Origin of the sequence: Inhella proteolytica, assembly GCF_016093275.1 — a bacterium.
GTDB lineage: Bacteria > Pseudomonadota > Gammaproteobacteria > Burkholderiales > Burkholderiaceae_C > Inhella > Inhella proteolytica.
In genome coordinates, this window is the sequence record NZ_JAEDAK010000008.1 from 212,676 (window position 1) to 237,568 (window position 24,893).

24 protein-coding genes are annotated in these 24,893 nt (G+C 69.8%); 7 read left to right on the forward strand and 17 right to left on the reverse strand.

Translation table 11 applies throughout. From position 1 onward, the window contains the following. Window positions 1-19: 19 nt before the first annotated feature. Both I7X39_RS13335 and I7X39_RS13340 read right to left on the reverse strand, forming a co-directional pair. Window positions 20-2,056: a 3-hydroxyacyl-CoA dehydrogenase NAD-binding domain-containing protein gene (locus I7X39_RS13335; protein WP_198111644.1), complete on the reverse strand. Its 2,037-nt coding sequence runs from the start codon at window positions 2,054-2,056 to the stop codon at window positions 20-22. Between the two features lie 17 nt (window positions 2,057-2,073). Further along, complete coding sequence (locus I7X39_RS13340) at window positions 2,074-3,675, reverse strand: AMP-binding protein (RefSeq protein WP_198111645.1); 1,602 nt, start codon at window positions 3,673-3,675, stop codon at window positions 2,074-2,076. A 92-nt stretch (window positions 3,676-3,767) separates the two neighbouring features. On the opposite strand from I7X39_RS13340, the gene msrB reads away from it, so the two are divergent. The 5 genes from msrB to I7X39_RS13365 are packed head-to-tail and all read left to right on the forward strand — an operon-like array spanning window position 3,768 to window position 6,567. After that, window positions 3,768-4,181 carry a peptide-methionine (R)-S-oxide reductase MsrB gene (msrB, locus tag I7X39_RS13345; RefSeq protein WP_198111646.1) on the forward strand — a complete coding sequence of 138 codons (414 nt, stop codon included), beginning with the start codon at window positions 3,768-3,770 and terminating at the stop codon, window positions 4,179-4,181. Window positions 4,182-4,215: 34 nt separating this feature from the next. Beyond that, window positions 4,216-4,857, forward strand: a complete 642-nt coding sequence (locus I7X39_RS13350; protein WP_198111647.1) for a septation protein A — start codon at window positions 4,216-4,218, stop codon at window positions 4,855-4,857. Beyond that, entirely contained in the window at window positions 4,854-5,114 is a 261-nt protein-coding gene (locus I7X39_RS13355) for a BolA family protein (RefSeq protein WP_198111648.1), read from the forward strand. The genes I7X39_RS13350 and I7X39_RS13355 overlap by 4 nt, the downstream gene beginning before the upstream one ends. A gap of 60 nt (window positions 5,115-5,174) precedes the next feature. Then, the gene (locus tag I7X39_RS13360; protein WP_198111649.1) at window positions 5,175-5,951 is read left to right on the forward strand and encodes a peptidylprolyl isomerase; all 777 of its coding nucleotides are present in this window, start codon (window positions 5,175-5,177) and stop codon (window positions 5,949-5,951) included. Between the two features lie 49 nt (window positions 5,952-6,000). After that, a complete protein-coding gene (locus I7X39_RS13365) occupies window positions 6,001-6,567 on the forward strand; it encodes a DUF2062 domain-containing protein (protein ID WP_198111650.1) in 567 nt (188 codons plus the stop codon). On the opposite strand, the gene I7X39_RS13370 is transcribed toward I7X39_RS13365, so the two are convergent. Beyond that, window positions 6,536-7,210, reverse strand: coding sequence for an ABC transporter ATP-binding protein (locus I7X39_RS13370; protein WP_198111651.1), 675 nt, complete (start codon window positions 7,208-7,210; stop codon window positions 6,536-6,538). The genes I7X39_RS13365 and I7X39_RS13370 overlap by 32 nt on opposite strands. Between I7X39_RS13370 and I7X39_RS13375 the strand changes: the two genes are divergently transcribed. Beyond that, window positions 7,209-7,853 (forward strand): arylesterase, encoded by a 645-nt coding sequence (locus I7X39_RS13375; RefSeq protein WP_198111652.1) that lies wholly within the window; start codon window positions 7,209-7,211, stop codon window positions 7,851-7,853. The genes I7X39_RS13370 and I7X39_RS13375 overlap by 2 nt on opposite strands. On the opposite strand, the gene I7X39_RS13380 is transcribed toward I7X39_RS13375, so the two are convergent. Together I7X39_RS13380 and def are read right to left on the reverse strand one after the other, a co-directional pair. Beyond that, window positions 7,854-9,854 (reverse strand): DUF6600 domain-containing protein, encoded by a 2,001-nt coding sequence (locus I7X39_RS13380; protein ID WP_198111653.1) that lies wholly within the window; start codon window positions 9,852-9,854, stop codon window positions 7,854-7,856. Window positions 9,855-9,931: 77 nt separating this feature from the next. Further along, entirely contained in the window at window positions 9,932-10,450 is a 519-nt protein-coding gene (def, locus tag I7X39_RS13385) for a peptide deformylase (RefSeq protein WP_198111654.1), read from the reverse strand. 16 nt (window positions 10,451-10,466) lie between these two features. On the opposite strand from def, the gene I7X39_RS13390 reads away from it, so the two are divergent. After that, on the forward strand, window positions 10,467-11,420 hold the full coding sequence (locus I7X39_RS13390; RefSeq protein WP_198111655.1) for an MBL fold metallo-hydrolase: 954 nt from the start codon (window positions 10,467-10,469) through the stop codon (window positions 11,418-11,420). A gap of 5 nt (window positions 11,421-11,425) precedes the next feature. Here the strand turns inward: I7X39_RS13390 and I7X39_RS13395 are convergent, their stop codons facing one another. From I7X39_RS13395 to I7X39_RS13450, 12 genes are all read right to left on the reverse strand, one after another. Beyond that, window positions 11,426-12,847 (reverse strand): GGDEF domain-containing protein, encoded by a 1,422-nt coding sequence (locus tag I7X39_RS13395; protein WP_198111656.1) that lies wholly within the window; start codon window positions 12,845-12,847, stop codon window positions 11,426-11,428. A 4-nt stretch (window positions 12,848-12,851) separates the two neighbouring features. Next, entirely contained in the window at window positions 12,852-13,352 is a 501-nt protein-coding gene (locus I7X39_RS13400; protein WP_198111657.1) for a Dps family protein, read from the reverse strand. A gap of 33 nt (window positions 13,353-13,385) precedes the next feature. Beyond that, window positions 13,386-14,864: a nitrogen regulation protein NR(I) gene (ntrC, locus tag I7X39_RS13405; RefSeq protein WP_198111658.1), complete on the reverse strand. Its 1,479-nt coding sequence runs from the start codon at window positions 14,862-14,864 to the stop codon at window positions 13,386-13,388. Beyond that, a complete protein-coding gene (gene glnL / locus I7X39_RS13410; RefSeq protein ID WP_198111659.1) occupies window positions 14,864-15,919 on the reverse strand; it encodes a nitrogen regulation protein NR(II) in 1,056 nt (351 codons plus the stop codon). Before glnL ends, ntrC begins: the two co-directional genes overlap by 1 nt. Before the next feature lie 10 nt (window positions 15,920-15,929). Continuing rightward, window positions 15,930-16,400, reverse strand: a complete 471-nt coding sequence (locus I7X39_RS13415) for a hypothetical protein (RefSeq protein ID WP_198111660.1) — start codon at window positions 16,398-16,400, stop codon at window positions 15,930-15,932. Between the two features lie 67 nt (window positions 16,401-16,467). Further along, window positions 16,468-17,886, reverse strand: coding sequence for a type I glutamate--ammonia ligase (glnA, locus tag I7X39_RS13420; RefSeq protein ID WP_198111661.1), 1,419 nt, complete (start codon window positions 17,884-17,886; stop codon window positions 16,468-16,470). 173 nt (window positions 17,887-18,059) lie between these two features. Then, the gene (locus tag I7X39_RS13425; protein WP_198111662.1) at window positions 18,060-18,863 is read right to left on the reverse strand and encodes a competence/damage-inducible protein A; all 804 of its coding nucleotides are present in this window, start codon (window positions 18,861-18,863) and stop codon (window positions 18,060-18,062) included. A 4-nt stretch (window positions 18,864-18,867) separates the two neighbouring features. After that, window positions 18,868-19,725 (reverse strand): EI24 domain-containing protein, encoded by an 858-nt coding sequence (locus tag I7X39_RS13430; RefSeq protein WP_198111663.1) that lies wholly within the window; start codon window positions 19,723-19,725, stop codon window positions 18,868-18,870. Between the two features lie 11 nt (window positions 19,726-19,736). Next, window positions 19,737-20,723 carry a sterol desaturase family protein gene (locus I7X39_RS13435; protein ID WP_198111664.1) on the reverse strand — a complete coding sequence of 329 codons (987 nt, stop codon included), beginning with the start codon at window positions 20,721-20,723 and terminating at the stop codon, window positions 19,737-19,739. Continuing rightward, window positions 20,711-21,466: a polysaccharide deacetylase family protein gene (locus I7X39_RS13440; RefSeq protein ID WP_198111665.1), complete on the reverse strand. Its 756-nt coding sequence runs from the start codon at window positions 21,464-21,466 to the stop codon at window positions 20,711-20,713. The genes I7X39_RS13435 and I7X39_RS13440 overlap by 13 nt, the downstream gene beginning before the upstream one ends. Continuing rightward, window positions 21,463-22,449: a YncE family protein gene (locus I7X39_RS13445; protein ID WP_198111690.1), complete on the reverse strand. Its 987-nt coding sequence runs from the start codon at window positions 22,447-22,449 to the stop codon at window positions 21,463-21,465. Before I7X39_RS13445 ends, I7X39_RS13440 begins: the two co-directional genes overlap by 4 nt. Window positions 22,450-22,533: 84 nt before the next feature. Then, entirely contained in the window at window positions 22,534-24,891 is a 2,358-nt protein-coding gene (locus I7X39_RS13450; protein ID WP_198111666.1) for an ATP-binding protein, read from the reverse strand. Window positions 24,892-24,893 lie beyond the last annotated feature (2 nt).

Consider the following 24,893-nt stretch of genomic DNA (forward strand, 5'->3'; position numbering starts at 1 on the left):
GGTTGACTTACGGGAAGGGTCAGGGCATCCAGAACTGCGGGTCGTCGTGCGCCAGGGCGGCGAACTCACGCCGCCGTGCGGCCAGCGCCTCGGGGCCGCGCCGCTGAGCTTCGAACATCGGGCCGCCCTTCCAGCGTGGGAAGCCGTAGCCGGCCAGGTAGACGAGGTCGATGTCGGAGGCGCGCAGGGCCACGCCTTCGGCCAGCAGGCGCTCGCCTTCGACGGCCAGGGCCAGCAGCAGGCGGTCCACGATTTCCTCGGCCGCCACGGCACGCGGCGCGCGGCCCAGCTGTTCGCGATGCGCCGCGATCAGGGCCGCCACGGCCTTGCTGGGCTTGGCCTCGCGGCCCTCGTAGTCGTACCAGCCGCCACCGCTCTTCTGCCCGAAGCGGCCGAGCTCGCACAGGCGGTCCGCCAGCGGCTGGGCACGGCGCAGCGTGCCGTCCTTGGCGCGCTGCTGGCGGATGCGCCAGCTCACGTCGTTGCCCGCCAGGTCGATCATGCGGAACGGACCCATCGCGAAGCCCCAGGCCTCAATGGCCTGATCGACCTGCTGCGGGCTGCAGCCCTCGTCCAGCAGGAAGAGCGCCTGCTCCAGGTAGCGGTCGATCATGCGGTTGCCGATGAAGCCATCGCACACGCCGGCCACCACGCAGGTCTTGCCGATCTGCTTGCCAAAGCCCAGGGCCGAGGCCAGCACGGCGGGCGCGGTGGCGGCGCCGCGCACCACCTCGAGCAGCTTCATCACCGCGGCGGGGCTGAAGAAGTGCAGGCCCAGCACATCGGCCGGGCGCTGGGTGACGGCGGCAATCGCGTCCACGTCCAACGTCGAGGTGTTGGTGGCGAGGATCGCCCCCGGCTTGGCCAGCGCGTCCAGGCGGCGGAACACCGACTGCTTGAGCGCCATGTCCTCGAACACGGCTTCGATGAGGAGATCGGCATCGGCCAGCACGGCGTCGTCGCCACCCGGGCGCAGATTGGCGCGCAGCGCGGCGGCCTTGTCGGCGCTCAAGCGGCCCTTGCTCACCTGCGCCTGCAGGTGCTTGTCCAACGCGGCCACGCCGCGCGCCAGCGCGGCAGCATCGGGCTCGACCAGATCGACCAGCAGACCGCCCATCAGGCAGGCGGTGGCAATGCCGCTGCCCATGGTCCCGGCCCCCAGCACGCCCACGCGGCGAATGGCACGCCGCGGCGTATCGGCTTCGATGCCCGGCACCTTGGCCGCCGCACGCTCGGCGAAGAAGGCGTGGCGCAGCGCGGCCGATTCGGGGCTGGCCATCAGGCGCTGGAAGCCCGCGCGCTCGGCGGCGATGCCTTCGTCGAAGGGCAGCTCCAGCGCACCGCGTACCGCCTGCACGCAAGCCAGCGGGGCCGGATACGGCAGGGCGGCGGCCTGGGCCTCGGCGGCTGCCAGCTCGGACGGATCAGCCTCCACCGAGCGGTCACGCAAGCGGGCCAGGGGCCGCTGCGACGCCACGCGGCGCGCCAGGGCCTTGGCCTGGTCCAGCAGGGTCGCGCTCTCGGCCAATTCATCCACAAGCAGCTGCCCCGACAAGGCGGCGAGCTGGGCGGCACGGCGCGGCTGGCCGCTTGGCACCATCTGCAGCGCGGTAGCCAGGCCCACGGCACGCGGGAAACGCTGCGTGCCCCCGGCGCCGGGCAACAGGCCCAGGTTCACTTCGGGCAGGCCGATCTGGGCCGTGCCCACCACCACACGGTGGTGACAGCTCAGCGCCAGCTCCAGCCCGCCGCCCAGGGCCAGGCCATCCACGGCGGCCACCACCGGCTTGCTCATCGCGTCCAGGCGCGCGCACAGGCCGGGCAGATTGGGCTCGGCCAGCGCCTGGGGCTGGCCGAATTCACGGATGTCGGCGCCGCCCGAAAAGGCCTTGGGGCCGCCGTACAGCACCACGGCCGCCACGCTCGCGTCGGCATCGGCCTGCTCCAGCGCGGCGTAGAGGCCGCTGCGCAAGGCATGGCTCAGGCCGTTGACGGGGGGGTTGGCAAATTGCAGCAGCAGCAGTTCGCCGTCGCGAAGGGACTCAACAAGGCTCATGGGTGGGGGGGGATGTGTCAGTCGAGCACGGTGTCGACGAGGGCGCGCAGTTCGCGCTTGTCGACCTCGCCATTGCCCAGGCGCGGCAGCTCGGGGAAGACCAGCGCCGCGGCGGGTTGTTGCCAGTCGGCCACCCGGCCCTGGAAATAGGCCAGCAGCTCATCGGTACCGAGGCTAGCGCCAGGGTGCAGCACCACCACCAGCAGCGGGCGCTCGCCCAGCAGCGGGTCATTGCGGGCAATTGCTGCCGCCTCGGCCACCTCGGGCAGGCTGAGCGCGATGCGCTCCAGCTGCGCGGCGCTGATCCATTCGCCGCCGCAGCGGATCAGGTCCTTGCGGCGGTCAGTGATGGTGACCCAGCCTTCGGGGTCGATGCGGGCGATGTCCCCGGTGGGGAACCAGCCATAGACCCCGTCGACGGAGACCAGCGGGGAGTCGGCCTCGCCGATGTAGGCGTCCAGCGTCCAGGGGCCGCGTGCCACCAGCAGGCCTTCGGTGTGACCATCGCGCGGCAGCGAGCGGCCGTCGTCGTCCACCAGGGCCAGTTCGACCCCAAAGCGCGCCCGCCCCTGCGGCAGCCGGCCATCCGGCCCGAGCACCAGGGCGGAGCCGCGCGCCACCAGGGCCGGCGGGGCGATCTCGCTCATGCCCCAGGTGTGCATCACGTCCAGGCCGGGCACGGCGCGCATGCGCGTCAGCAGTTCGGGCGGGAAGGCTGCGCTGCCCACCACGGCACGGCGCAGCGCCGGCAGCCTCAGGCCGCTGGCGTCCATGTGGTTCATCACCTCCTGCCAGACGTTCGGCGGGCCGGCCGCCAGCGAGACGCCCAGCGTGGCCATGGTCTCGGCCAGCGTGGCAGGCGCCAGGCCGGGCGGCACCAGCACCAGGCGCGAGCCGACCATGGCCGCACACAGGCACATCGCCCAGCCGCCGCTGTGCGCCACGGGCAGCAGGGGCATGACGGCGTCTTCGTAGCCGATGCCATAGGCATCCGGCAGCGCCGCGGCCATGGCCTGCAGCACGGCAGCGCGGTGGCTGGTGGGCACGCCACGCGGCCAGCCACTGCTGGCGGCGGTGAAGGAGATCAGTGCGGTATCGGTCTCGACCTGGTCGGGCCAGTGCCAGTCGGGGTCGTCAAAACCCAGCAGGGATTCGGCATCCATGGGCTCGACCATCAACGTGCCGGGCTCGGGCAGCATGTCCGGCCCCCCCAGCTGCACGTAGTGCTTGACGCTGGCCATCTGCAGCTGCATCGCGTCGATCAGCGGCGCCAGCGCCTGGTCGAACACCAGGGCCTGGGCCTGGGTCTGGTTGATGGCCCAGATCAGCTGCTCGGGAAACTGGCGCGGGTTGAGCGTGAGCGCCTGCCGGCCGCTGGCCGCCGTGCCCAGCACGGCCTCCAGCAGGCCCTGGGCGTTCCAGCCCAGCAGGGCCACGGGTGCGCGCATCGGCAGGTCCAGGCGCTCCCAGGCCTGACCCCATTGGCGCGCCCGGCGCTCCAGCAGGGCCCAGTTGCTGCGGTGTAGCTGGCCCTGGCCGTCCAGGGTTACCACTTCGGTGCGCCCATGCTCGCGCGCGGCGTGGCGCAGCAGGCTAGACAGATGTAAGGAGACGCGCATCATCGCGACCGATCTTAGGCCGCGGCCCTGCACGAAGACCCAGGGCCGCGCTACGGGTTCACCCGCGCCCTCCCCCCTCTCAGGACTACCCCATGAACACGGACGACAAGGACTACCCTATCCAGAAGACCGACGCCGAATGGCGCTCTCAGCTCGACCCCATGGCCTACGAGGTGGCGCGCCACGCGGCCACCGAGCGCGCCTTCACGGGCGCCTACTGGAACCACTGGCAGGACGGCGAGTACCGCTGCGTGGGCTGCGACGCCACGCTGTTCCGTTCCGACACCAAGTTCGACGCCGGCTGCGGCTGGCCCAGCTACTACGAGCCGGTGAACGCCGAGATCGTCGAGCGCGTGGTGGATCGCAGCCATGGCATGGTGCGCATCGAGGTGCGCTGCAGCCAGTGCGGCAGCCACCTGGGCCATGTCTTCCCCGACGGACCGGAGCCGACCGGCGAGCGCTTCTGCATCAATTCGGCCGCCTTAACATTCGCGCCCTCCAAATGAACCCTCCAGGGCCGGCGCTGCCGGCCCTGCGTCCATGAAGCTGCTGCTCGACTTCCTGCCGCTGGCCCTGTTCTTCGCGGCCTTCAAATACGCCGATGCGAACCGTGAATGGGCCGCCGCGTTCGCCACCTCGCAGCTTGGCTTCATGGTGGCCGGCGGTGTGGTGGGCGCCGAAGAGGCCCCGGTGCTGCTGGCGACGGTCGTCGTCGTGCTGGCCACGCTGCTGCAGGTGCTCTACCTGAAGCTCACGCGGCAGAAGGTCGACGCCATCCTCTGGGTCAGCCTGGCCCTGGTGGTCGTGCTGGGGGCGCTGACCGTCTACTTCCACAGCGAGACCTTCATCAAATGGAAGCCCACCGGCCTCTACTGGGCCATGGGCCTGGGCTTCTGGGTCAGCGCACGCTTCTTCGGCACCAATCCGCTCAAGGCCATGCTGAAGGATCTGGAACTGCCCGATCCTGTCTGGGCCCGACTCTGCCAGGCCTGGATCGCCTTCTTTGCCGCCATGGGTGTGCTCAATCTGCTGGTGGCCTACAACTTCAGCACCGCGGCCTGGACAAACTTCAAGGTCTTCGGCGCCACCGGCCTGATGCTGGTGTTCACCTTGGCGCAGGGGGTGTACCTCTCGCGCCATCTGCCCGAGGAGCCACATGACGCACAGGACAAAGCGCCATGACCCTCCCCGCCTGGGCCGAAGCCCTGCGCCTGCACCTGCAGGCCACCGAGTTCGAACTGATTGACGACAGTGCCGCCCACGCCGGGCATGCGGGTGCACGCGAGGGTGGTCATTACCAATTGCGCGTGGTCAGCCCGCGCTTTACAAACCTCAGCCGGATTGCCCGGCACCGGCTCATTTATGATGCCCTCGGCCCCCTGCCCGCGCAGCGCATCCACGCGCTGAACATCAAGGCCCTGGCCCCGGGTGAGTTCTGAGCCACCCTCCCCTGAACCTCTGTTTGGCGCCTCCGTGCGCCCTGTTCTGAGACTGCCCCGATGAAACTGTCCCTGCTCGCCCTGCTGCTGTCGGCCTCGTTTGCCGCGCAAGCCCAGAACATCGCCATCGTCAATGGCAAGGCGGTGCCCAAGGCCCGCGCCGAGACCCTGATCCAGCAGGTCACCAAGAACGGCCAGCCGCGTTCTCCCGAAATGGAGAAGCAGGTGAAGGACGAAGTGGTGCGCCGTGAAATCCTGATGCAAGAGGCCGAGCGCCGCGGCATCCCGGCCAGCGCCGACTTCAAGGCCCAGATGGAACTGGCGCGCCAGGCCATCATGGTGCGCGAGCTGCAGCAGAGCTACCTGAAGACCGCGCCGGTGAGCGACGCCGACGCCCAGGCCGAGTACGACAAGGTCAAGGCCCAGCAAGGCGGCCCCGAGTACCGCGCCCGCCACATCCTGGTCGAGACCGAGGCTGAGGCCGTGGATCTGATCAAGCAGCTCAACGGCGGCGCCAAGTTCGAAGACCTGGCCGCCAAGAGCAAGGACCCTGGTTCGGCTGCCCGCGGTGGCGACCTGGACTGGGCCAATGCCAGCGCCTACGTGCCCGAGTTCAGCCAGGCCATGATGGCGCTGAAGAAGGGTGAGATGACCCAGAACCCGGTGAAGAGCCAGTTCGGTTACCACATCATCCGCCTGGACGACACGCGCGAGTCGCAGTTCCCGGCCTTCGCCGACGTCAAGCCCCAGGTGGTCGAGCGCCTGAAGCAGATGCGCTGGGCCGAGTTCCAGAAGAAGCTGTTCGACGGCGCCAAGACGGACTACAAGTTCCAGTAATCCGTTCGAGGAAACGAAGCCGCCCGCTCTCCAGCCGGCGGCTTTTCTTATGCCCGCCTCCCGCATCGCCCGCCGCTGGCTGCCCACGCCGGACCGCCTGGCCGAAACCAAGGGCCTGCGCTGGCTGGGCCATTACCTGCAGCCGCGCCCCTGGCTGTGGGTGGCGCATCGGCGCCGCGTCGCGCTCGGTGTGGCCGTCGGCCTGGCCGTTGGCGTCATCCCGCTGCCGCTCCAGATGGCGCTGGCTGCCGTGTGTGCGCTGGCACTGCGCTGCAACGTCGCGGCCGCCGTGGCCGCGACGTGGTTGACCAATCCCTTCACCATGTTCCCCATCTGGGGCCTGGCTCTGTGGCTGGGCAGCCTGGTGATCGGCAATGGCGGCGTGACAGCCGAGCCGGCCGTGCTGGCGCTGCAATGGACGGCGCCCGCCACCTGGTGGCCGGCCTTCAAGGTGTGGGCGCTGGACATGGGCCCGGCCCTGCTGGTGGGCCTGCCGCTGTCCGGCCTGGTGATCGGCGCGCTGGCCTATGTGCTGATCTACGTCGGCTGGTGGTGGGTGATCCGCTTCGAGCGGCGCCGCCGCCTCAGGCTACGAGCCGCCCGGCCTCGATCTTGAGCTGACGCTGGCAACGCGCGGCCACGGCCGGGTCGTGCGTCACCAGCACCAGGGTCGTGCCCTCGGCGCGGTTCAGCTCGAACATCAGCTCCATCACCTGGGCGCCAGTGGCGTGATCCAGGCTGCCGGTGGGCTCGTCAGCCAGCAGCAGGGCCGGCTTGACGACGAAGGCACGCGCCAGGGCCACACGCTGCTGCTCACCGCCCGAAAGCACACGCGGCCGGTGGTTCAGGCGCTCGCCCAGGCCGACGCGGCGCAGCATCTGCCGCGCTTGCTCGGCCGCATCCCGGTCGCCGCGCAGTTCCAGCGGCAGCATCACGTTTTCCAGCGCGGTCAGGTTGGGCAGGAGCTGAAAGCTCTGGAAGACGAAACCCATCACCCGCGCGCGCAGCGCGGCCCGCTCGTCCTCGTTCAGCGCGAAGAGCTCCTGGCCCTGGATGCGCACCGAACCGGAGCTGGGGGTATCCAGCCCGGCCAGCAGGCCGAGCAGGGTGCTCTTGCCCGATCCCGAGGCGCCGACGATGGCGACCGAGGTCTGCGCCTGCAGGGAAAAGGACAGCTCATGCAGAATCGTCAGCTCCCCTTGGGCGTCGCGCACGCGCTTGCTCAGGGCCTTGACTTCAAGCAGGACGGAATCGGACATGACGGGACGGCGGCAATGGGTCGCGCACTGTAGCCGCGCGGCCTTGGCCGCGCTGATCGTCAGGCCACTGCCGCTGGCGGCGGCACCGGCACGCAAGCTGCTGGTGGTGGGGGACAGCCTGTCGGCCGAGTACGGCCTGGCGCGTGGCAGCGGATGGGTGGCGCTGCTGGAAAAGCGCCTGGCGGAAACCGGCCGGCGCTACGAGGTCTTTAATGCCAGCATCAGCGGGGACACCACGGCCGGCGGCCTGAGCCGGCTGCCTGCGCTGCTGAAGGAGCACCGGCCCAGCCTGGTGGTGATCGAACTGGGCGGCAACGATGCACTGCGTGGCATGCCGCTGGCGCACACCCGCGACAACCTGCGCGCCATGGTGCGCGCCGTCAAGGCTGCCAAGGCCAAGCCCTTGCTGGTGGGTATGCAGGTGCCGCCCAATTACGGCGCCCGCTACGGGCGCGAGTTCTTCCAGCTCTTTGCCGAATTGGCCAAGGAGGAAGGCGCCGCCCTCGCGCCCTTCCTGCTGGCCGGGGTGGCCGACCGCCCCGACGCCGAGGCCTGGTTCCAGCCGGACCGCATCCACCCGCTGGCGCGCGCCCATCCGGTCATGCTCGACAACGTCTGGGCGGCGCTCAAACCCCTGCTCTGATCAGCGGTTGTCGCGGCGCGGCACGCCGTCGTCCTTGTCGCGCTCGCGCTCCTTGCGCGGCTCGGGGCGGCGCGACTCCTGCGGCGGCGGGGCCGGGCGCGGCGGCTCCATGCGCACCGGCGGGATGGCCTGGCGCTCAGCACGCGGCGGCTCAAAGCGCGGTTCCGGGGCACGCCGCGCGGGCATCTCGGCTTCGCGCTCGGCACGGTCGCGGCGCGAGAAACCACTCTCAGGCTGCGTCGGCTGCATGGGCTGCATCGGTTGGGGCGCAAGCACGGGCGGGGCCTGGCGCTGCGGCTCGGCCCGCTGCGGCATCGGCCAATCCTGACGCGGCTCGGCCCGCTGCGGCATCGGCCAATCCTGACGCGGCTCTGCCCGCTGCGGCGGCTCCTGACGCAGCACCGGGGCCGGCTCCACACGGGGGGCATCCGGCGCGCGGCGCGGCCAGGCGTTCGCATTGCCGCTGGGGGCCGATTCCTGCTCCGCACGGTCTCGGCGCGAGAAGCCCTGTTCCGGCGCCACCGGACGCACCGTTTCGATGCGGGCGGGCAGGCCGACATCAGGGCGCGGTTCGGTGCGCGCTTGCGGCTCCTGGCTCAGCACCGGCGGCGCCGGGCGGCCGCGCGGGTTGCCGCGGTCACGCCAGTCGTCCTGCGTTTGCGCGGCGCGCACCGGCAGCGGGCCCTGGTGCGCCGGGCCTAGCGGCAGCGGCGTGAGTTCGCGCAGCACGCGGTCATCGCGCACCGGGCTCGGGCGGGCGTCGCGCACCGGCGTGTCGGCCGTTACCACCAGCGAGCTGACGGCGCCCGGCACCTGCCGGTTGCGGTGCACATAGGTCTCGGGGCGCTGCACGGTCACCGGGTCGGGGTTGAAGCGGCGCACGTACTGCGGGCTGTGGCGGTACCAGGGCACGAAGACCTCGCGCGGGGCCAGCGGCACCCAGGCCACCGGCGGTGCCCAGCGGCTGCCGATCTGCACGCCCACCGACACCGAACCGCCCCCCACCCAGGCCACCAGGGCCGGCGCGAACACTGGGCGCACAACGCGCTGGCCCGGTGCCCAGCACCAGCGGCCACGCCAGTGCACCCAACGGCCGTAATGGGAAGTCGCATAGCCCCAGGGCAGGTCGTCCACCCAGGTCCAGCCCCAGTGGCGCGTCCAGGTCCAGCGGCCATGACGGTACGGGGCCCAATCCACCGCCACACGCAGCGGGATCCACACGGCGCCGTAGTCGCCGCTGTCTTCCCAGCGGCCGTTGGCATCCAGTTCGTCGGCGCCGGTGAGCTCGGGCGACACATAGCGGTAGGCCGGGCGGTCCTGGCGGGCGTAGCGGTCGTCGCCGCGGCCAAAGCCCAGTTCGCTGACCAGCCATTGGGCGAAATCGTCCTGGCGCAGCAGGCGGCCGCGCTCGGCGCGCGGGCCGCCGTCCCACCACAGCTCAGCCTGCTCGGGGGCATCCAACCAGACTGGGGCATCGCCATTGGCACGACCCTCGAAGCGCAGCCGGCCCTCGAAGGCCTGGGCGCGGCTGGCCTTGGCCAGTTGGTCAATGCGGTAGGCGCCCTGACGTTCGAACAGGAAGCGCCCCTCCTGGGTACGCACCAGGGCCTCGCGGGCGTGCTCGGCGCTGGTCCAGCGCAGCGCCAGGGCGCCGCGGTCCAGCGCGATGTCGATGCGGTCATCGTCCAAGCGCATCAGTTCCATCTGGCTGCGCTCGTCCAGCCACAAGGCGCTGGCGCCGATGCGCAGGCCCACACGACCGTTGTCGTCCACGCGCAGGCGATCGCCCTCGGCCAGGGACTGGTTGCGCATCAGGGGCTGCCATTCGCGCTGCTCGGTGTCGAACCACCAGGCCTGGCCGCTCACTTCGGCCACGCGCGCCACGCGCGTCGGCGGGTCGGCCCAGGCCGGCTGCATGAACAGGGCCAGCGCGGCCAGCAGGGCCAGCAACTGCAGGCCGAACCAGGTGCGCAACGGGGCGGGGAGGTGCTTGTTCTTCATGGTGCCCTTCTCCAGGGGTGCACGGATGGTGCGCCCAACGCGGCCAGCCCCGTTTCGGTGCACCGGCTTGCAAGACTTTACAAGCCGGGGAACAGCACCTCGGTGAAGCCAAAGCGGCGGAAGTCGCGCACCTTCATGGGGTAGAGCTGGCCGTCCAGATGGTCGCATTCATGCTGAACGACCCGGGCGTGGAAGCTGCGCGCCTCGCGCTCGATCCAGCCGCCCTCCAGCGTGCGGCCGCGGTAGCGGATGTAGCTGGGCCGGGCGACGACGCCGCGCAGTCCCGGCACCGAGAGGCAGCCTTCCCAGCCTTCTTGTTCCTCCGCGCCCAGCAGCTCAATCTCCGGGTTGATCAGCAGGGTCTCGGGCACCGGCTCGGCCTCGGGGTAGCGCGCCAGCTTCTCGAAGCCGAACAGCACCACGCGCAGGTCCACGCCGATCTGCGGCGCCGCCAGGCCGGCGCCGCCGGCGGCCAGCATGGTGTCGCGCAGGTCCTGCACCAGGGCGCGCAGTTCGGGGGTGTCGAAGGTGCTAACGGGCTGGGCCACCCGCAGCAGGCGCGAATCGCCCATTCTCAGAATCTCGCGCACGGCCATGGCCTAATCCCGCTCCATGTCAAAGGACGCGATTCTTCCCCATCACACCGAGGCCCTGGGCCACGGCATCTACGCCATCGACACCGGCTTCCAGCGCCCGCGCTTCGACGCCGCCTACCTCATGGTCGAGGCCGGCCGGGCCGCCTTCATCGACACCGGCACCAACCACTCGGTGCCGCGCCTGCTCGAAACCCTGGAGGCCCTGGGCCTGGCGCGTGCGGCGGTGGACTACGTGATCCCGACCCATGTGCACCTGGACCACGCCGGCGGCGTGGGGCTGCTGATGCGCGAACTGCCCGGCGCCACGCTGATCTGCCACCCCCGCGGCCTGCGCCACATGGTGGACCCGAGCCAGCTCTGGGCCAGCGCCACCGCCGTCTACGGCCCCGAGGAGATGGCACGCAGCTATGGCGAACTGGTGCCCGTGCCGGCAGAGCGTGCCCGCCCGAGCAGCGACGAGCTGGTGCTCGACCTGGCCGGCCGGCCGCTGCGCTTCATCGACACCCCCGGCCATGCCAAGCACCACCACTGCATCTGGGATGCCCGCAGCCGCGGCTGGTTCACGGGCGACACCTTTGGCCTGTCCTATCGCGAGTTCGATGAAGGCGGCCGGCCCTGGGCCCTGCCCACCAGCACGCCGGTGCAGTTCGAGCCCGAGGCGATGAAGGCTTCGATCGCCCGCATGCTGGCGGCCGAGCCCGACTGCCTCTACCTGACGCATTACGGCCGCGTGCGCGAGGTGCCGCGCCTGGCCGCCCTGTTGAACGGGCTGATCGACGGCATGGCCGCCGTGGCCCGCCAGGCCCAAGCCGAGCGCCACGAGCGCATCAAGCAAGGCCTGCTGGCGCTCTATGCCAGCAGCCTGCGCGAGCACGGCAGCCCGCTGAACGCGGACGAGATCGAGCGCCTGCTGGCCACGGACCTGGAGCTCAACGCCCAGGGCTTGGAGGTCTGGCTGGGCAAGGCCTAGCGGGCTCAGTCGGTGGCCACGACCCGGTCGCGTCCGGCCTGCTTGGCGGCGTAGAGCGCGCCGTCGGCGCGCTTGAGCCAGTCGCCCCATCCGCGGTCGGCTGCCTGCAGGCTGGCCACGCCCACGCTGACGGTGAAGCGCGGCAATTCCGGGCCCGGCAAGGTGGCCAGCGCGGCGCGCAGGCGTTCGGCCACGGCACAGGCCGCGGCGGCGTCCTGCTGTGGCAGCAGCACCAGGAACTCTTCGCCGCCCCAGCGGGCCGCGCGGTCCAGGCTGCGCAGGCCGGCGCGCAGGGTGTCGGCCAGGGCCACGATGGCGGCGTCTCCCACTGCATGGCCGTACGCGTCGTTGATGCGCTTGAAGTGGTCGATGTCCAGCATCAGCAGGCTGGCAAGCTCGCCATGGCGGCGGCCGCGCTGCATCTGCTCGTCCAGCGCTTCTTCCATGGCGCGCCGGTTCAACAGGCCGCTGAGCCGGTCGGTGCGCGCCAGTTGCTCCAGCTCGGCCAGCAAGCGGTCATTGGCCGCGCTCCAGTGCCGGAAGCTGCGGTAGCCGAAGAAGCCGACGAACAGCACGAACAGCGCCATCACCCAGTAGAAGCTCCAGGCGGTGGAGAGCAGGGTCTGCACGGTTTCAAGCTGCCGGGCGTCGGCGCCGGCCAGGCGCTGCTGCACCCAGCCCTCGGCCAGCCCCAGGGTGCCGGCACCATAGCCGAGCACCGCGCACACGATGACCAGGATCAGGCGCAGGGTCAGACGACGTGGGTCGGCCGGCGGCGGGGCCAGCAGGGCCGGACGCCGGGTCAGCCAGGCGCTGATGCGGCGGCGCGTCAGCCACAGCAGCGGCCCCACCAGCAACACCGCCTGCAGCAGCCCGCCCAACCACCAGCCCTGCCAGATGGGCAGCAGGCCGGTGTTGTCGATGCGGTTGGTGTAGCTCCAGATCAGGGCGCCGGCCGATCCGAACACGCTGGAGGCAAAGGCCAGCATCACGAAGTACAGCCAGGCGCTGCCGCTGTGCAATTCGGGTCGCCGGTCGATGGCACGGTAGCCCAGGGCGTACACCGCCAGACCCAGCGGGTTGCTGCAGGCGAACAGCAGCGCCCACGCCAGCGGCATGCCGGCGTACAGCGCCAGCGTGAAGGTGGCCGCGTAGACGAGCGGGGCGGCCCAGACCCAGCCAAAGCACAGGGCCCACCAGCTGGCCAGCACCAGCGGCGGGTAGACCGTCACATAGACCGTGAGGCCGGCAAAGTGCAGCGGCAGCCCGGACCAGGCCAAGATCACCGTGGCCAGGCCGCTGGCGATGCAGGAGGCCAGCGACAGCAGCCAGCCCAGGCCCACCCAGCGCCGCTCGGCCGGGGTGGCGGCGCGCCAGAAGGCGCGCACGCCCACCGTTTGCTGGGTTTGGGCAGGCGGCGGGGTCAAATGCTCAGCCCTGCAGCAGGCTGCGCAGCATCCAGGCGGTTTTCTCGTGCACGTCCAGGCGCTGGGTCAGCAGATCGCAGCTGGGCTGGTCGTTGGCGGCGTCGGCCGTGGGGAAGGCCGCGCGGGCGGTGCGCGCCACGGCCTCGTGGCCTTGCATCAGCAGGCGCACCATTTCGTCGGCCTTGGGCGGCTGGGCCGGGGCATCGGGCAAGCTGGACAGGGCCGCGAACTGGGCGTAGCTGCCCGGCGCCACATGGCCGAGCGAGCGGATGCGCTCGGCAATCGGGTCCACCGCGTTCCACAGCTCGGTGTACTGGGCCATGAACATCGCGTGCAGCGAATTGAACTGCGGCCCGGTGACGTTCCAATGGAAGTTGTGCGTGGTGAGGTAGAGGGTGTAAGTGTCCGCCAGCAGGCGGCTCAGGCCGGCCGCGATGGCCGCGCGCTCCTTGCCGCTGATGCCGATGTCGATGCCGTCGCTGGCCGCCTTGCTCTTCTTCGCCATGGGTCCTCCGTCGAGTTGAACCCACAGCCTAGCTCAGGCGTCTTCGTCGCGGTGGTCGAGGCCCAATTCCTGGATCTTGCGCGTGATGGTGTTGCGGCCGATGCCGAGCTGGCGAGCGGCGTCCACGCGCCGGCCCTGCGTATGCGCCAGTGCCGCCTCGATCAGCGTGGCCTCGAAGCGGCGCGTGAGCTGGTCCCAGACCTCGGGCGCGCCGGCACGCAGGAGTTCGCGCGCCTGCACGGCCATGGCCTGGGCCCAGTCGGACACCGGCGGCGGCAGGGCCGCCACCGGCAGCACGGGTGCCGCCTGCGCGGGTGCGAGGGCCTGCGCCGCATCCGGGGCGAGCTCGGACTCGCGCCGCTCCAGCACCTCGGGCGGCAGGTCGCGTGGCTCCACCGCCTGGCTGGGCGCCATCACGCTCAGCCAGTGGCAAAGGTTCTGCAGCTGGCGCACATTGCCGGGGAAGTCGAAGGCGGTGAGCGCCGCCAGCGCCGCCTCACTCAGGCGCTTGGGCTCCACGCCCAGTTCCTGTGCACTCTGCGCCAGAAAAAAGCGCGCCAGCAAGGGAATGTCCTCGCGGCGCTCGCGCAGCGGCGGCAGGCGCAGGCGGATGACGTTGAGCCGGTGAAACAAGTCCTCGCGAAACGCGCCTTCGCGCACGCGCTGCTCCAGATGCTGGTGCGTGGCGGCGATGACGCGCACCTGGCTCTTGATCGGGCTGTGGCCGCCGACGCGGTAGTAGTGACCATCGCTGAGCACGCGCAGCAAGCGGGTCTGCAGCTCCAGCGGCATGTCGCCGATTTCATCCAGGAACAGCGTGCCGCCCTCGGCCTGCTCGAAGCGCCCGCGGCGCGTGGCCTGGGCGCCGGTGAAGGCGCCGCGCTCGTGGCCGAACAGCTCGCTCTCCAGCAGATCCTTGGGGATGGCCGCCGTGTTGATCGCCACAAAGGGCCCGTTGGCACGCGGGCTGTGCTTGTGCAGGGCCCGCGCCACCAGCTCCTTGCCGGCGCCACTCTCGCCCGTGATCAGCACCGTCACCTGGCTCTGGCTGAGTCGCCCGATGGCACGGAACAACTCCTGCATGGCCGGGGCCTGGCCCAGCATCTCGGGCGTCTGCGCCTGGGCCTCGGCGGCGGCGGCCTCGCTGCGGCCCTGCTCCAGCGCGCGCTGCACCAGCTCCACCGCCTTGCCCAGGTCGAAGGGCTTGGCCAGGTAGTCGAAGGCACCGCCCTGGAAGGCCGAGACGGCGCTGTCGAGATCGGAGAACGCCGTCATCACGATGACCGGCAGCTGCGGGTGCTGGGCCTTGACCTCGGTCAGCAGGTCCAGGCCCGAGCCGCCGGGCATGCGGATGTCACTGATCAGTAGCGCCGGTGGCCCCTCGTCGGCCAGGGCGCTGCGCACGTCGCGTGTGTTGGAGAAGCTGCGCACAGGCAGGCCCTCGCGCGCCAGCGCCTTTTCCAGCACGAAGCGGATCGAGTGGTCGTCGTCAACAACCCAGATTGGTTTCATCAAGGCAGGGGCAGCAGGATGCGGAAATCGGTGCGCCCCGGTTCGCTGTCGCAGTCAATGATCCCTTGGTGGGCCTGCACGATGGTCTGTGCCAAGTGCAGGCCCAGTCCGGTGCCGCCCTCCCGCCCTGTGACCAGGGGGAAGAACAGCCGATCACGAATCTCGCTGGGCACGCCGGGGCCGTTGTCTTCCACATGCAATTCGAGTGCCAGGCGCCAGCGCTGCTTGCCCAGCGTGACCTGGCGCGCGGCCCGGGTGCGCAGCACGATCTGCGCGGGCTGCCCCGCCACGAGCTGCGGCTGCAGGGCCTGGGCGGCGTTCTGCACCACATTCAGCAAGGCCTGGATCAGCTGTTCGCGGTCGCCGCGGAACTCAGGCAGGGAGATGTCGTAGTCGCGCCGGATGGTGAGCTTCGGGAACTCGATCAGCACCAGCGCACGCACGCGCTCGCAAACCTCGTGGATGTTCACGTCGCCCACCACCTGCGCCTGGCGGTGCGGGGCGAGCAGCCGATCCACCAGCACCTGCAAACGATCGGCCTCGTGCACGATGACCTGGGTGTACTCCAGCAGCTCGGAGTCCTGGCCCAGCTCCAGCGCCAGCAGCTGGGCCGCCCCGCGCAGGCCGCCGAGCGGGTTCTTGATCTCGTGCGCGAGGTTGCGGATCAGGTCCTTGCTGCTGCGCACCTGGTCGAGGTTGCGCTCCTCGCGCTCGTGGCGGGCCTGCTGGGTGGCCTCGATCATCTCGACCACCAGGTGCTGCGGGTCGTCGGTCTGCGAGACCAGCACCAGCACGTCGAGCAGCTCCTCGTGCGGCGCACGGCGCAGCTGGGCCTCGAAACGGGCGGTGGCAAAGCGGTTGCCCTGCACGGCGGCCAGCGTCTCGCGCAGGCGCCGGTCGTCGGCAAACCATTCGAACAGGGTGCGCTGCTGGGCGGCGCGGCGCGACAGGCGCAGCTGGTCTTCGAAGGCGGCGTTGGCGAATCGCACCTGGCCGTCAGGCCGCACCACCGCGATCAGGGTGGCGAGTTGGTCGAAGGCCGCGTAGTCGGTCAAGTGGGGACGGTCAGGGCAGCTTGGCCAGCTCGCGCTTCAAGGCCTCGATGTCGACCTCCTGCCGCGCGATCGCGGCACGCATGTCCGTGACCTTCTGCTGGTAGATGGCGAAGTTGCGCTCGGTGCGCTCGGGCTGGCCGTCGTTGAAGTCCTTCTTCATCTGTTCCAGCTTGGCCGTGGCTTCGCGCAGCTCGGCCTCCAACACCTTGCGGCGCTCGCTGTCACGTGCCTTCTGGGTGTCGTCGGCCACGCGCTCGCGCTTGTCGGCCGCACCGCCGCCAGCGGCTGGCGTGGGCGCCTTGGGCTTGACCGGCGAGACCACCGTGATCGGTGCGCCCTCGATCGATCGACAGCCCTTTTCCTGCGCCTCGCGCGGCGAGAGTTGGTCGGTGTAGAGCACCGGCGGCCCGGGGCAGCGGTACACGACCGCTTCGGCCTGGGCGGTGGCAAGGAGCATCAGCAGGGTGGGCAGCAGCTTCATGCGCGCGATTGTCAAGAAAAAAGGGGAGGACATCCGCCCTCCCCTTCACACCTCAGCCCTCCAGGGCTTACAGCGCGTAGTACATGTCGTATTCGACCGGGTGTGTGGCCATGCGGAAGCGGGTCACTTCCTGCATCTTCAGGTCGATGTAGGCATCGATGAAGGCATCGGTGAACACGCCGCCCTTGGTCAGGAAGGCACGGTCCTTGTCCAGGTAGTCCAGCGCCTGGTCCAGGCTGTGGCAGACGGTCGGGATCTTCGCGTCTTCCTCAGGCGGCAGGTGGTACAGATCCTTGGTGGCAGCCTCGCCCGGGTGGATCTTGTTCTCCACACCGTCCAGGCCAGCCATCAGCAGCGCGGCGAAGCACAGATAGGGGTTGGCGGAAGGATCCGGGAAGCGAGCCTCGACGCGGCGGCCCTTGGGGTTGGCCACGTAAGGGATGCGGATCGAGGCCGAGCGGTTCTTGGCCGAGTAGGCCAGCTTCACAGGGGCTTCGAAGCCGGGCACCAGGCGCTTGTAGCTGTTGGTGCCGGGGTTGGTGATGGCGTTCAGGGCACGGGCGTGCTTGATGATGCCGCCGATGTAGTACAGCGCGAACTCGCTCAGGCCGGCATAGCCTTCACCGGCGAACAGGTTCTTGCCGTCCTTCCAGACGGACTGGTGCACGTGCATGCCGCTGCCGTTGTCGCCCACGATGGGCTTGGGCATAAAGGTCGCGGTCTTGCCATAGGCATGGGCGACGTTCTGGATGACGTACTTCTGCAGCTGGGTCCAGTCGGCGCGCTGCACCAGCGAGCTGAACTTGGTGCCGATTTCCATCTGGCCGGCGTTGGCCACCTCGTGGTGGTGCACCTCGACCGGGATGCCCAGCTGTTCGAGGATCAGGCACATCTCCGAGCGCATGTCCTGGCCGCTGTCGACCGGGGGCACGGGGAAGTAGCCGCCCTTGACGGTGGGGCGGTAGCCGCTGTTGCCGTGCTCGTATTCCTTACCGGTGTTCCAGGCGGCTTCTTCCGACTCGATCTTGAAGAAGCAGCCCGACATGTCATTGGCCCAGCGCACCGAGTCAAAGATGAAGAACTCGGGCTCGGGGCCGAAGTAGGCGGCGTCGCCCAGGCCGGAGGCCTTCAAGTAGGCCTCGGCGCGCTTGGCCAGCGAACGCGGGTCGCGCTCGTAGGCCTTGCCGTCGGCCGGATCGATGACGTCGCAGGTCAGGATCAGGGTCGGCTCTTCGAAGAAGGGGTCGATGTTGGCGGTGTTGGGGTCCGGCATCAGCAGCATGTCGCTGGCCTCGATGCCCTTCCAGCCGGCGATCGACGAGCCGTCGAAGGCGTGGCCGCTGCTGAACTTGTCTTCGTCGAAGTGCGAAACGGGCACGGAGACGTGCTGTTCCTTGCCGCGGGTATCGGTGAAGCGGAAGTCAACGAACTTGACCTCGTTCTCCTTCACCATCTTCATCACATCGGCAACGGTCTTGGTGGCCATCCAAACTCTCCAAATCGGGGGCGGGTTGTGCGGACTCGTCAGCGCCGGATCAGGCCGGCTGCTGCGATACGGGGTAATAAGCAGCGTTCATGCCAGCACGAAGTTGGTGACGCTGCCAGAGGGGCGGGAGAACCATTATGGGCGGGCACGCACCGGAACAGGGCATTCGCTGCTCATCGCACCAATTCGGTGCAAATCGATGCACCAAACTGGATCAATCCCTCGCGAAGCGCCGTGTAGGCACGCGCCAGGTCGGGGTCGGGCAGGGCCTTGACGCCCAGCTCGATGCAGCGGCCCCATTGCGGGTGGTCGACGCTGGGCAGGCTGAACACCTTGACGGGGGCGTGCTCGGCCTCGATGCGCTCCATCAGCGGCGTGAGCTGGGCCTCGTAGGCGCCCTGCACCACGCAGGAGCGCTCGCGCACGCCCACGGGCTGGACGTGGGCGGCATAGAGCGTGTCCAGCACCCAGGCCATCATGGGGTGGGCCATCACCGGGAAGCCGGGCAGGAAATGCAGGCGCCCCAGGCTGAAGCCGGGAATGCGGTTGTAGGGGTTGGGAATGAGCGTGGCGCCCTGCGGCAGCACGCCCATCTGCAGGCGGCGCTGCATGTCAGGGTGCTCATCGGGTTCCAGCGCCTGGCCGCGCTCGGCGGCCATTTCGGCGGCACGCTGGCGGATCAGGGCCTGCGCCTCGGCATGGGCCTGCAGCGGCACGCCCAGCGCGCGGGCAGCGGCCTGCCGGGAGTGGTCGTCGGGCGTGGCGCCGATGCCGCCGCAGCAGATCACCGCGTCGCCGCTGGCGAAGGCCGCACGCAGCGCGGCGGCCTGCTGGGCCGGGTCGTCGCGCACATAGCGGGCCCAGTCGAGCTCAAGGCCGCGCGCCGCCAGCAGCTCGATCAGCTTGGGCGCATGGGCGTCCTGGCGCTTGCCGCTGAGCAGCTCGTCGCCGAACACGATCAGTCCGAACTTCAGCATCGCTTCACTCCTGCGGCAGCTGCACGGGGTCGATGACGCGCGCCGGCACCTCCAGCGGCGCCTGGCGCAGGGCCTGCAGGGCGGCCAGGCCAAAGTGAGCGAACCACAATGCAGAGAAGGCAAACACCAGCATGTAGAGCCAGATGGCGAAGGGCAGCAGCAGCGGCGCCAGCACCACAGATGCCACGCCAAAGGCAAAGATCAGCGCCGGGGCCGCGCCCAGGAAACCGGTGAGCACGCCGATGCCCAGCAAGGGCCAGCGCTGCTCGCGCATCAGCTGGCGGCGTTCCTCGGCACTGGCGTGGTCGGCCAGCACGTCGTAGGCGAACACCCGACAAGTCAGCCAGCCCCAGATCAACGGCGGCACCACCAGTGCCACGAGAGGAATCAACCAAAACGGCATGCTGAGCAGGAGCAGCAGCAGCGCCAGGAAGGTGGCGCCCAACGATCCAAATAGACCGCCGATGAAACTACCACCACGAAGTCGTTCCAGTTTCGGAAAGCGACGTTCGGCCACTAGGCGGGTCAGCGCTGGAGCCATCGTTGCTGCCACCAGCACGATGGACAGGGCCATCACGAGCGGCAATACCAAAGCCAGGGTAATGGCCGGCGCAATCACACTGCGGAATTCTTCGAGCCCCAACCGATCCAGCCAGCGCAGCGCCGCATCCACGAGACGCCAGTCTTCCAGGCTGGCGCGCACCGCCGACACCGCAGGTTCCCAGAAGAACCAGGCCAGGCCGAAGGTGAGCAGCGCGGCAATCAGCAGCGGCAGCAGCGACCAGCCGATGACGCGCGGGTGCAGGCAGTAGGCAGCGGCGCGCCAGCCGGCATCCAGCACGCGGTTGGCAGCGGGGGGCATGGGGTGGGCATTCATGCAGACCTTTTCATCAGGGCAGACCACAGACGCTGCAGGCCCAGCATTTGCTGGGCCCACAGGCCGCCACCATAGTCGCGCCCACCCGCCTCGGGCAGTTGGTCACGGATGCCGGTGGGTGGGAAGACTTCTTCGAAGCGGGCGGTACCAAAGAGCTGATCCCACCAGGGCAGCAGCACCCCGAAGTTGTGCCCGCCCAGCGTGCCCGGCCCGGCGGCCTCATGCCCCAGGCCGATGGCATGGTGCAGGCGGTGAAATCGCGGGCTGACCCAGAGCCGCTCCAGCGGGCCGAAGTGCAGGCGCGCGTTGGCGTGCTGCAGGCTCTCGAAGGTCTGCGTCAGCAGCGTGATGGCCATGAACTGGGCCGGCTCGGTGCCGAGCAGCAGGCCCAGCAGAGCGAACAGCGCGGCACCCAGAAAGTCGTCCAGGAAATGGTTGCGGTTGTCCGTCCAGCGGCCCATCTGGCGCTGGCTGTGGTGCAGGGCGTGCAGGGCCCACCACCAGTTCCAGGCGTGCTGGGCACGGTGCAGCCAGTAGCCGGCGAAATCGAACACCACCAGGTAGAGGGCGAAGGCGATCCAAGGCTGGTCGCTGACGCCGGGCCACAGGCCGTCCAGATGCCAGGGCTGCCAGCCCCAGAGCCGCCCCTGCACGGCCAACGCATCCACGAGGGGGTCCAGCGTGAAGAACAGGCCCAGGCGGAACAGACCGAGGCGCTGGATCAGCGTGTAGACGAAGTCCACGCGCACCGGCCGCCGGTCCGTCCAGCGCTCCACCGGGCGCCAGCGCTCCAGCGCCCCCAGCACCACAGCGATGAAGCCCAGCTGCAGCAGGCCGGCCAGCAGCCAGCCGGTGCCGCTGAAGGCCTCGCCCGCCACCGAGGCCAGGCCCAGGGCCTGCACCAGGGGCAGCACCAAGGCCTCGAAGAGGGCCTGCTGGGCGCGGTCGAACAGCTCGAACGGGGCGTCGATCAGGGAGTCCATGCCGAACGGTAATCCGGATGCTCGCGCAGGCGCGCAAAACAAAAGCCCTTGGCCTTGAGGCCGACGATCAGCGGCTCCAGCACCGCCGGCGCCCAGGGCTCGCGGCGGTCCCAGATGCCCAGGTGGGCGAGCAGCACATCACCGGGTTGGATGCGCGCCAGCGCGCGCTGCAGCAGCTGGGCATTCGAAACCTGTTCGCTCGGCAGCTCGTCGCCCAGGAAGCCCGCCGGGCTCCAGCCCACGTGGCGAAAGCCGCAGGCCTGGGCGGCGGCCAGCAGGCGCGGCGAGGTCTTGCCGGCCGGCGCGCGGAACAGCGGATCCAAGGCGCGGCCGGTCATCTGCTGGAAGCGGAAGTCCACGCGCCGGAGCTCGGCGCAGTAGCCGGCCGCATCCAGCTGGCGCCAGCTCGGCCGCTGGCTGCCCGCCTGGGTGCGAAAGCGCATCGCGCCGTCGGCCAGGTCGGCGACCCAGATGTCATGCGCCCAGGTGTGGCTGCCGAAATCGTGCCGACCGCTGGCGGCCAGGCGGCGCCAGAACGGCGCCCAGCGTTCGTCCAGGCTGTGGCCGCCCTCCAGCGTGGGTTCGCTGGCCAGGAAGAAAGTGGCCGGCACCTGGTGCTTGTCCAGCGTGGCGGCCACCTGCTCGGCCACGCCCATGTGGCCGGTGTCGAAGCTGAAGTAGACCGGCCGCTCGCACGCCACGGCCAGCGCGGGCAGGGCCAGGGCGAGCAGCCAGGGTCTCATCGACGCGGCAGGTGGTCGAGCGTCCAGACCCCGTGCGGGGAGCGCCCCACGCGCACCTGGGCCACGACCTTGCGATCGATCATGTCGATGACGGTGAGCTTGCGCGCCCAGCGCGAGGTGACGAGCAGGGTGCGGCCATCCTTTAGCAATTCCATGTCGTCGGGGCCGCCCGGGGCGGGGTATTGATCGGCGATGCGCCAGTCCTTCAGATCCAGCTTGCTGATGGTGTTGCCCGCGCGGTTGCTGACCAGCACATGCCGCCCATCGCCGAGCGCGCGGAACGAGTGGGCGCCGGCGCCGGTGTGGAAGCGCCCGGCATAGACCGGCGCCTGCGAACCGCGCAGCTGCCAGACCTGCACGAAGCGGTCGCCCGTCAGGCCCACCAGCAGATAGCGCTCGTCGGGCGTGAGGTAGACGTCGGCCGGCGTCTTGCCGACCGCCACCTTCCACAGCACGCTCTGGCTGGTCAGGTCCACGCAGAGCAGCTCGTCGCTGTCTTGCATGCTGGCGTAGAGGCGCTGGCTGGCGTCGTCGATGAACAGATGGCTGGGCGTGCGCGTGGTGGGGATGCGCTTGACCAGTTCCAGCGGCTGCTCGGCGGCCATGCCGTGCCAGCGGTACAGATCGACATGGTTGAGCCGGTTGGCCGCCGTAACGAACCACTTCATGTCGGGCGAAAAGCGCAGGTGGTAGGGATCGGCGATGCCCTGCACGGTGCGCTGCACCTCGGCGCTGACGGGGTCGATGAAGGTCAGCGAATCGGCGCGCGCATTGGCGACGATCAGGCTCTTCTCGTCCGGGCTCAGGTAGAGGTGGTGGGGCTCCTTGCCGGTCTGGATGCGCGTGCGCTCACGCCAGGGGTTGCGATCGACCACCGAGACCGAGGCATCCATGGAATTCAGCACAAACACCGGCGGCGGCGAATTCGCCATGGCCGCCCCACACAGGCTCAGCAGCAGCGCGCTCAGCCCCAAAAACCCCATCGACTTCATACGCTCCACCACCCCGGGGAATCCCGGAGGGCGCGCATCGTAGCGCCCGCCGGCGCTTGGCCCCGGGCCAACCCCCTAGAGTGAACTCTCGTTGGCGTAGGGCAGGTGCACGGCGAAAGTCGAACCGACGCCCACTTCCGAGCGCAGCTCGATGCAGCCACCATGCTTGTGGACGATGCGGCGCACGATGTCCAGACCCAGGCCGCTGCCCTCGCCCCGCGGCTTGGTGGTGAAGAAGGCGTCAAAGATGCGCGACTGGATCTCCGGCGGAATGCCGCAGCCGCTGTCGGTGAAAGCCACCACCGCCTCGCCGTCCTGGCGCTCGATGGCGATGGTGAGCGTGCCCTTGTATTGCATGGCCTGCAGGGCGTTGTGGATGAGGTTGGTCCAGACCTGACAGAGCTCGTCGGGCAGGCAGCGCAGCGGGGCGACGGGCTGGTAGCGGCGCACCAGTTCGACCTGGTGCTTGAGCTGGCTCTGATACAGCGTCAGCACGGTCTCGACGGTGGACTGCAGGTCGGTCAGCACCGGCTCTTCCACGTGGTCGGAGCGCGAGTAGGACTTGAGCGCGAAGACGATCTTGCTGACCTTCTCGACCGCGGTGTGGATGTTGGCGGCATTGCTGGCGATGGTGTGCAGGCATAGCGCGGTGCCGAGCACACGGTCGACCTGCACATGGCGCAGTAGGGGCAGGAAGTGCTCGACGCGCTCCTGCACCTGCAGCTGCACCAACTGGCTGGCCATCAGTCGCGCGCCCACCAGGCCCTGGCCCTGCAGTTGGACGGCGAGCTCGCGCACGACCGTGCGTTCCTCGCGGCTGCTGAGCAGCGGCCGGAAGGTCTGCGCGCCCTCGATCAGCTCCTCGAACAGGCGGCGCTCGCTCTCGCTGAGGGCGCGCAGCACCTCCGGCAGCTGGTGCAGGGCCTGCCACAGCGCCACGGTGATGTTGCTGCCGCTGGCCTTGATGGCGCCGATCGGGGTGTTGATCTCGTGCGCCACGCCGGCCACCAACTGGCCCAGCGCGGCCATCTTTTCCGACTGCACCATCTGCGCCTGGGCCTGGCGCAGCTCGGCCAGCGCCGCGGCGGCCTCGGCGCGCGCCGACTCGGCATTCGCATACGCGGCCGCATTCGCCAGCGCGATGGCGGCATAGGGCGAGGTGGAGCGCAGGATCTCGATTTCGCGCTGGCCGTAGGCGTGCTCGCGATAGCTCTGCACGCACACCACGCCGATGCGCTTGCCGTTGGCCACCAGCGACCGCAGGATGGCGGCGCCGAGCGGCCGCTTGACCAAGCCCTCCAGCTGCGGCGCGCCGCTGGCCTGCGCGGCGTCGGCCAGCAGGAATTCCGACTCCGCCAGGAAGGCCTGCACCGTGAGCCAGCGGGTGTCGCTCAGCGGCAGGCGCATCGGCGGCGCCTCGACGCCCTGCTCCATGAAGTACACGTACTGCAGCGCGTCGCCCTCGGGCAGCAAGAGGGCCACGCCGTAGACGTCGGCATCCATCATCTGGCGCAGGCCGTGGTGCAGCTTCTCGCACACCGAGCGCACGTCCAGGAAGGAAGTGGTCTCCAGCCCGATCTGGCCGAGCTGGCGCAGGGTGTGGGCGGAGTTCTCCAGCGCCTGGTTCGCCTCCGACAGCTCTTGCGTGCGCTCGCTCACCAGCTCGGCCAGGTGGTCACGGTGGTGCGCCAGCTCGGCCTCGACCTGCTGCTGCGCCTTCAGGTACTGCGCCAGACTGTCCTGCAGCTGGTTCACGCCGTCCACCAGCTGGGCGAGTTCGTCCTGCCGCTCGGTGCCGCGTTTCAGGTCAAGGTGCTGGTGCAGGCGTTCCGGCCCCAACTCGGCCAGATGGCGGGCGATGCGGCGCACATGCTCGGTCACCATGCGGTTGAAGATCAGCATGATGAAGCCGGCCAGCAGCAGCGACTGCACCAGCTGCGTGACGATGATGTCGCGCAGATCGGCGCTCAGGCGCTGCCAGATCAGGCGCTCGTCGCCCCGCAGCAGCAGCCGCCCCACCTTCTGGCTGGAAGCGCCCACATAGGGACGCAGGCTCAGGGGCGCCTCCAGGCTTGGCGCGCGGTCGGAGGCCTGGTAACCCGGCCGCTGGCGGCTCAGCGTCTGCACCTTGAGCTCGGAGCCGCTGCGCAGCTCCACCTCCACCGCCCCCACCGCCGGCACCTGCAGCGCGCTGCCCAGGTGCACCTCCAGGCCCTCGTTGTCCACTTCCCAGATGGCCTTGGCCAGAGTGTGCTGGTAGACCTGCACGATCAGCGCGAGTTCGCCCTGCATGACCTGCTGGTTGTGCTGCCAGGCGAGCGCGGCGCGCAGGCCCACCGCCAATAGGGAGAAGGCCAGGCAGAACCCGAGGGTCAGCAACACCAGCCGTGCCGCCAGCGAGGCCGGCAGCCGCGGGCGCAGGCGCTGCCGCACGC

What these genes read in the sequence shown, in the direction of transcription:
- I7X39_RS13335 (WP_198111644.1), bottom strand. Translation starts at nt 2,056, where the DNA reads ATGAGCCTTGTTGAGTCCCTTCGCGACGGCGAACTGCTGCTGCTGCAA.
- I7X39_RS13340 (WP_198111645.1), bottom strand. Translation starts at nt 3,675, where the DNA reads ATGCGCGTCTCCTTACATCTGTCTAGCCTGCTGCGCCACGCCGCGCGC.
- msrB (WP_198111646.1), top strand. Translation starts at nt 3,768, where the DNA reads ATGAACACGGACGACAAGGACTACCCTATCCAGAAGACCGACGCCGAA.
- I7X39_RS13350 (WP_198111647.1), top strand. Translation starts at nt 4,216, where the DNA reads ATGAAGCTGCTGCTCGACTTCCTGCCGCTGGCCCTGTTCTTCGCGGCC.
- I7X39_RS13355 (WP_198111648.1), top strand. Translation starts at nt 4,854, where the DNA reads ATGACCCTCCCCGCCTGGGCCGAAGCCCTGCGCCTGCACCTGCAGGCC.
- I7X39_RS13360 (WP_198111649.1), top strand. Translation starts at nt 5,175, where the DNA reads ATGAAACTGTCCCTGCTCGCCCTGCTGCTGTCGGCCTCGTTTGCCGCG.
- I7X39_RS13365 (WP_198111650.1), top strand. Translation starts at nt 6,001, where the DNA reads ATGCCCGCCTCCCGCATCGCCCGCCGCTGGCTGCCCACGCCGGACCGC.
- I7X39_RS13375 (WP_198111652.1), top strand. Translation starts at nt 7,209, where the DNA reads ATGACGGGACGGCGGCAATGGGTCGCGCACTGTAGCCGCGCGGCCTTG.
- I7X39_RS13370 (WP_198111651.1), bottom strand. Translation starts at nt 7,210, where the DNA reads ATGTCCGATTCCGTCCTGCTTGAAGTCAAGGCCCTGAGCAAGCGCGTG.
- I7X39_RS13380 (WP_198111653.1), bottom strand. Translation starts at nt 9,854, where the DNA reads ATGAAGAACAAGCACCTCCCCGCCCCGTTGCGCACCTGGTTCGGCCTG.
- def (WP_198111654.1), bottom strand. Translation starts at nt 10,450, where the DNA reads ATGGCCGTGCGCGAGATTCTGAGAATGGGCGATTCGCGCCTGCTGCGG.
- I7X39_RS13390 (WP_198111655.1), top strand. Translation starts at nt 10,467, where the DNA reads ATGTCAAAGGACGCGATTCTTCCCCATCACACCGAGGCCCTGGGCCAC.
- I7X39_RS13400 (WP_198111657.1), bottom strand. Translation starts at nt 13,352, where the DNA reads ATGGCGAAGAAGAGCAAGGCGGCCAGCGACGGCATCGACATCGGCATC.
- ntrC (WP_198111658.1), bottom strand. Translation starts at nt 14,864, where the DNA reads ATGAAACCAATCTGGGTTGTTGACGACGACCACTCGATCCGCTTCGTG.
- I7X39_RS13415 (WP_198111660.1), bottom strand. Translation starts at nt 16,400, where the DNA reads ATGAAGCTGCTGCCCACCCTGCTGATGCTCCTTGCCACCGCCCAGGCC.
- glnA (WP_198111661.1), bottom strand. Translation starts at nt 17,886, where the DNA reads ATGGCCACCAAGACCGTTGCCGATGTGATGAAGATGGTGAAGGAGAAC.
- I7X39_RS13425 (WP_198111662.1), bottom strand. Translation starts at nt 18,863, where the DNA reads ATGCTGAAGTTCGGACTGATCGTGTTCGGCGACGAGCTGCTCAGCGGC.
- I7X39_RS13430 (WP_198111663.1), bottom strand. Translation starts at nt 19,725, where the DNA reads ATGCCCCCCGCTGCCAACCGCGTGCTGGATGCCGGCTGGCGCGCCGCT.
- I7X39_RS13435 (WP_198111664.1), bottom strand. Translation starts at nt 20,723, where the DNA reads ATGGACTCCCTGATCGACGCCCCGTTCGAGCTGTTCGACCGCGCCCAG.
- I7X39_RS13440 (WP_198111665.1), bottom strand. Translation starts at nt 21,466, where the DNA reads ATGAGACCCTGGCTGCTCGCCCTGGCCCTGCCCGCGCTGGCCGTGGCG.
- I7X39_RS13445 (WP_198111690.1), bottom strand. Translation starts at nt 22,449, where the DNA reads ATGGGGTTTTTGGGGCTGAGCGCGCTGCTGCTGAGCCTGTGTGGGGCG.